The sequence below is a fragment of the Actinomadura montaniterrae genome (genome assembly GCF_008923365.1).
GTDB lineage: Bacteria > Actinomycetota > Actinomycetes > Streptosporangiales > Streptosporangiaceae > Spirillospora > Spirillospora montaniterrae.
This window is the reverse complement of sequence record NZ_WBMR01000389.1, coordinates 1-5,025: the sequence shown is the minus strand read 5'-3', so window position 1 is coordinate 5,025 and position 5,025 is coordinate 1. Positions and strand designations below refer to the sequence as shown.

At 73.9% G+C, this 5,025-nt stretch carries 4 protein-coding genes and 1 pseudogene; 2 read left to right on the top strand and 3 right to left on the bottom strand.

The annotated features are described in order from the left end of the window. Positions 1 to 726 precede the first annotated feature (726 nt). Genes kal through kamD form a run of 3 tightly spaced genes read right to left on the bottom strand, consistent with a single transcriptional unit; the run spans position 727 to position 3,598 of the window. Entirely contained in the window at positions 727 to 1,122 is a 396-nt protein-coding gene (kal, locus tag F9B16_RS49130; protein WP_151547137.1) for a 3-aminobutyryl-CoA ammonia lyase, read from the bottom strand. Next, positions 1,119 to 1,973, bottom strand: a complete 855-nt coding sequence (gene kamE / locus F9B16_RS49125; protein WP_151547136.1) for a lysine 5,6-aminomutase subunit beta — start codon at positions 1,971 to 1,973, stop codon at positions 1,119 to 1,121. Before kamE ends, kal begins: the two co-directional genes overlap by 4 nt. Further along, entirely contained in the window at positions 1,970 to 3,598 is a 1,629-nt protein-coding gene (gene kamD / locus F9B16_RS49120) for a lysine 5,6-aminomutase subunit alpha (protein ID WP_151547135.1), read from the bottom strand. Before kamD ends, kamE begins: the two co-directional genes overlap by 4 nt. A 374-nt stretch (positions 3,599 to 3,972) precedes the next feature. On the opposite strand from kamD, the gene F9B16_RS49115 reads away from it, so the two are divergent. Beyond that, a complete protein-coding gene (locus tag F9B16_RS49115; protein ID WP_151547134.1) occupies positions 3,973 to 4,743 on the top strand; it encodes a bestrophin-like domain in 771 nt (256 codons plus the stop codon). A 2-nt stretch (positions 4,744 to 4,745) separates the two neighbouring features. Next, positions 4,746 to 5,025, top strand: a pseudogene (locus F9B16_RS49110) (hypothetical protein); the annotation flags it as partial.

The following is a 5,025-nucleotide window of genomic DNA, read 5'->3' as shown; positions in this document are numbered from 1 at the left end:
CCCGGGGCGCCCGGCCGCGCCGCCGGTCCCGCCGCCGGCGTCCGCCGGTCCGCCGGCCGGCTGCCGGTCCGGGAGGGTCTCCTGGGCCAACGTCCACCCCTCGTTCGCTCGATCCGTCCGCCGGAACGCTACCGGCCCGCGGCGGCCGGGGCGACCACGCCCCGGTCTCGGTGCTACCGCCGATGCGGCAACGGTATGCGCTCGGGGCCTGGGGCGGGGCGATACGGACGGCGGGAGGCGCGGCCGGAAACGGCGGATAGGGCGGGTAGAGCGGCGGCCGGGGGTCGCGGCGGACGCGGAAGAGGGCCCGTGACATCCATCGGGCCGGAGCCGTCCCACAGGCGGTGAGAGCGGGTCTCCGTTTTCTACTGGATGTCCGGGCCCTTCCCGGGTCCAACCCCCCGCGCGATCGGGCGGCTCCGCCCGGACACCGGCCCGGACCACCGCACTGGCTCGGGCGGGGGCGTCGGCCACCGGTGTGGCCCGCTCTGGTCCCGCCGCGGCGCGGTGCCCGGTGACGACCCGGGCGGCCGATCGGTGAGTCCCGTGCTGGACTGCAGCAAAACTACCGGCTTCGCGGCCCTTGTCAACCGCCGCATGTTCTGCGGCGACTCCTTGTTCTCCCAGCTCAGCCCCATGATCGCGGGCCCCTGTCAATTCCGTCCCGGACGCGCCGATCTTGCCCGCGGCGGCCTCCTGCGCCGCGGGCGGGATCGGGCCCGCGCGTCAGCCGCCGGGCGCGGGGACGACCACCGTGCCGGTCGCGGTGACCGCGACGATCGGCTCGGCCAGCACCTCGGCGGACGACTCGCCCTTGTCGGGACGGCCCCGGCACACCACCCGGGCCTCGAAGTCCAGGGTGCGGCTGCGGGTGCCGACACGGGTGACGACGGCGCTGGCCTCCAGCACGTCCCCGGCCCGGACGGGCGCGCGGAACTGCACGTCGGAGTAGGAGGCGAACAGGCCCTCGTCGCCGTCGGTGCGGATGCACACCTCGGTGGCGACGTCGCCGAACAGGCCGAGCATGTAGGCGCCGTCGACCAGGTCGCCGGCGTAGTGGGCGTGGGCGTAGGGCACGTAGCGGCGGTGGGTGACGGTCAGGCCCTCGCGGGGGTCGCTCATCGTCCGTTCTCTCCTTCGTCGTCGGCGGCCTGCCGGGCGTCCTGGACGGCCTGCCCCGGGAGCAGGGCGTGGACGAGGTAGCTGGCGACCTCGGCGGGCGTGGTGCCCTTGCCGAAGATCCGGTCGACGCCGAGGTCCTCCTCGGTGACGGTGTCGAACCGGGGCCCGCCGACGACCAGCAGCGGGCGTCCCATCCCGGCGGCGACGGCGGTGGGGTACTCGGCGTGGAACGCGGCGGCCATCTGCTTGGTGTTGTGCAGGTGCGCGTTCTTCTGCGTGACGACCTGGGAGACCAGCACGGCGTCGGCGTCCTCGGCCTTGGCGCGCTCGACGAGCTCCTCGACGGTGACCTGGGCGCCCATGTTCACCACCTGGATCTCCCGGTAGTACTCCAGGCCCTTCTCCCCCGCGAACCCCTTGACGTTGAGGATCGCGTCGATGCCGACGGTGTGGGCGTCGGTGCCGATACACGCCCCGACGACGACGAGCCGCCGGTTCAGCGCGCCCCGGATCGCGAGGTTGACCTCCTGCGAGGACAGCAGCGGGTACGCGCGCTCCTCCGGGACGGGGATGGAGGCGTAGTCGATGAGGTGCCCGACCCGCCCGTAGACGATGAAGAAGGTGAAGTCGGGGCCCATCGGCTTGGCGTGCACGACGCTGGCGGGGTCCAGCCCCATCTTCCCGGCGAGCTGCAGCGCGGCGGCGTCGGCGCGCTTGCCCGCCGGGACGGGCAGGGTGAACGACATCTGGACCATGCCGTCGCCGGTGGTGTCGCCGTAGGGGCGGATCACCTGGCGGGTGTCGGCGGGCTGGGCGGGGGCCTGCGTCCCCCCGGTCGTCTCGACGGTCATGCGGGCACCTCCTGCGCGGCGGCGGCCGCCGCGGTCCGGTGGGCGTGCGGGTCCTCGGTGTCGAGGATCTCGATGGCGGGGTTGACGTAGCCGTCGGCGCGCTCGACGACGCCGTCCAGTCCCTTGCCGCCGTCGGGCGGGCGGCGGGTGACGCCGAAGGTGCCCTCGGCGATCGCGGTGAGCAGCCCGTCGTCGTTGATGCGCTCCAGCAGCTCGACCGACTCCGAGAGCACCTGCCTGGCCCGCTGGACGATCATCCCGTCGGGGCGGGGCATGAAGTCCTCGGCGAGGGCGCCGCAGGCGTCGCGGACGTAGCGGACGTTCTCCAGCGCCAGGTCGCGGTCCGACAGCCAGGGGGTGTGGATGCCCTCCGTCATCATCCCGATCAGGATGATCGACTGCCCCGTCAGCACCCCGGCGAGGTTGAAGAAGGCGTCCAGCAGGTAGCCGGCGAAGATGTTGCCGGTCATGTGCTTGGTCGGCGGCATGTACTTCAGCGGCGCGCCGGGGAACAGCTCGCGGACGAGCTGGGCGTGCGCCAGCTCCAGCCGGAACGAGTCGGGGATCGCCGGATTGATCTCGAAGGCGTGGCCGAGGCCGAGCTGGGCGTCGGCGAGGCCCGCCTCGTGCCCGAACCGCTCGTTGAGCAGCTGGCTGACGATCACGGTGTGCGCGGCGTCGACCGCGTCGGCGGTGGTGAGGTAGTTGTCCTCGCCGGTGTTGATCACGATCCCGGCGCGGGCGTGGATCTGCCGGGAGAAGCGCTGGTCGATGAAGGTGCGGCGGGGGTTGATGTCGCGGAAGATGATGCCGTACATGCAGTCGTTCAGCATCATGTCCAGGCGCTCCAGCCCGGCGAGCGTGGCGATCTCCGGCATGCACAGCCCGGAGGCGTAGTTGGTCAGCCGGACGTAGCGGCCGAGCTCGCGCGAGACGTCGTCGAGCGCCGCGCGCATCAGCCGGAAGTTCTCCTGGGTGGCGTAGGTGCCGGCGTAGCCCTCGCGGGTGGCGCCCTCGGGGACGAAGTCCAGCAGCGACTGCCCGGTGGAGCGGATCACCGCGACGACGTCGGCGCCCTCGCGGGCGGCGGCCTGCGCCTGCGGGATGTCCTCGTAGATGTCGCCGGTCGCGACGATGAGGTAGACGAGCGGGCGCGGCGGGTCGGCGGCGTCGGGGGTGGGCAGCTCGGCCAGCAGCGCGTCGCGTTCGGCGCGGCGGCGGTCGATGCGGGCGATGCCGGTGCGGGCGGCGGCGGACGCGGCCTCGCGGGCGTGCGCGGCGTCGGTGCCGGCGGGCAGCCGGAACGACACCCGCCCCCGGGCGGCGGCCTGCGCGAGGTCGCCGAGGGTCCGGTGCGGCCCGGCGAGCAGGGCGTCCCACACCGGCAGCGCGACGCCGTGCTCGAGGCCGACCTGGTCGCGGACGGCGTCGGCGAGGTGGTTGGCCCACGGCCGGCCCTCGTCGTCGGCGCCGGTCAGCCCGGCGAGGCGCAGCAGCGCCCGCTCAACCGAGACGGTGGTGTGGGAGCGGGCCATCTCGATGATCGGTTCCGCGGCCCGGGCGGCGAGCCGCCGGGCGGCGGCCACCACCTGCGGATCGAGGTCCAGCTTTCCCTGCGGCGCCATTGCCGTCTCCCCTCACGCTGCCGCCCCTCTCAGGCCGGTTACCGACAATCGTCCTTCTATGCGAGTTCTCTACCGGAGATCTTCCGGCATCCGAACCACAAATCGCAAGAACTAACAGCGGATCCTGCGGTTACGGCACACGCCGCACCGTCTCCACCACTCCTTCCCCTTCCGTGCACCGCGCTCCCTCCCGGCACGGAAGCCCGTCCAGAGCCAGCCTTTGCTTCCCGCCCCGGCCGGTCACGTCACCCCCAGGTGACGACCAAGCCGAAACCACGGCCCGGACACGCATGGTGAGCCTAGAATCACCGACAGTCGCATGCGGGCGGGGACCCGGCCCCGGCCGCGGCAAGTCCGGTTCCGCCTGGAGGGCCATGATCATTTATATTGCGGCCGCGGTGTGCGCCGTCATCGTCGTGATCCTCGCGAGCCGGCTCGTGCGGCGCGGGCGGCACGGCGTCGACGACCCCGACCCCGACGGCCCCACCACCGCGCACACCGGGGCGATGCTGTCGGCGCTGTTCCTGCTCGCGTTCGCCATCGCCATCGTGGTGCCGTGGACCTCGGCCGACTCCGCCCGCTCCAACACCTACGCCGAGAGCCAGGCGGTCGTCGAGGCGTACTGGGCCGCCTCCCGGCTGCCCCCCGCCGACGCCCAGCGCGTCCAGGCCGGGCTGCGCGACTACGTGCAGCTCGTCCGCGGCCCCGAATGGCGGCTCATGCGCGACCACGGCCGGCTCAGCGCCGCCGGATGGACGAGGCTCGACGGCCTGCGCCGCGAGGTGATCGCGGTCAACGCGAGCACCGACGAGCTCCAGAACGCCCAGGGCAGCGTCCTGGACCACCTCACCGAGATCTCCGCGGCCCGCCACCAGCGGGCCATGGACGCCAAGACCAGCCCGCCCGCCGGGCTGCTGATCGTCACCGTCCTCACCGGGATCGTCGTCATGCTGCTGCCCCTGTTCGCCGGCGCCCGGCCGCGCGGGCTGACGCTCGTCCCGCTCGCGATGATGGCCGGGCTGCTGGCCGCCGGCGTCTACCTGGTCTTCGACATCGCGCACGTGTTCCGCGGCGGCCTCGCCGTCCACCCCGACGCCTACACCGGCGCGGCGGCCGAACTGCGGCGCATCTCCGGAGGTGGCTGAGCATGCACCGGCTGCCGCTGCTCCCCGCCGCGATCGGCGGGGCGCTCGCCGGGGCCCTCGCGCTGCCGGCCTGCGCGCTCGCCGATCCGGCGCCCGACCCGTCGTCCTCGGTCACGGTCACCGGGGAGGGCGGCGGCGGGGTCAGCGTCTGCATCGACGGACAGGTCCACGTGAACGTCGGGCCGGGCGCGCCGGGCTGCGCGGAGCCGCCCGCCGCCACCCCCGAGCCGCCGCCCCAGCCCGCCCCGCCGCAGACGCACGCCCCGCCGCCCGAGACGCCCG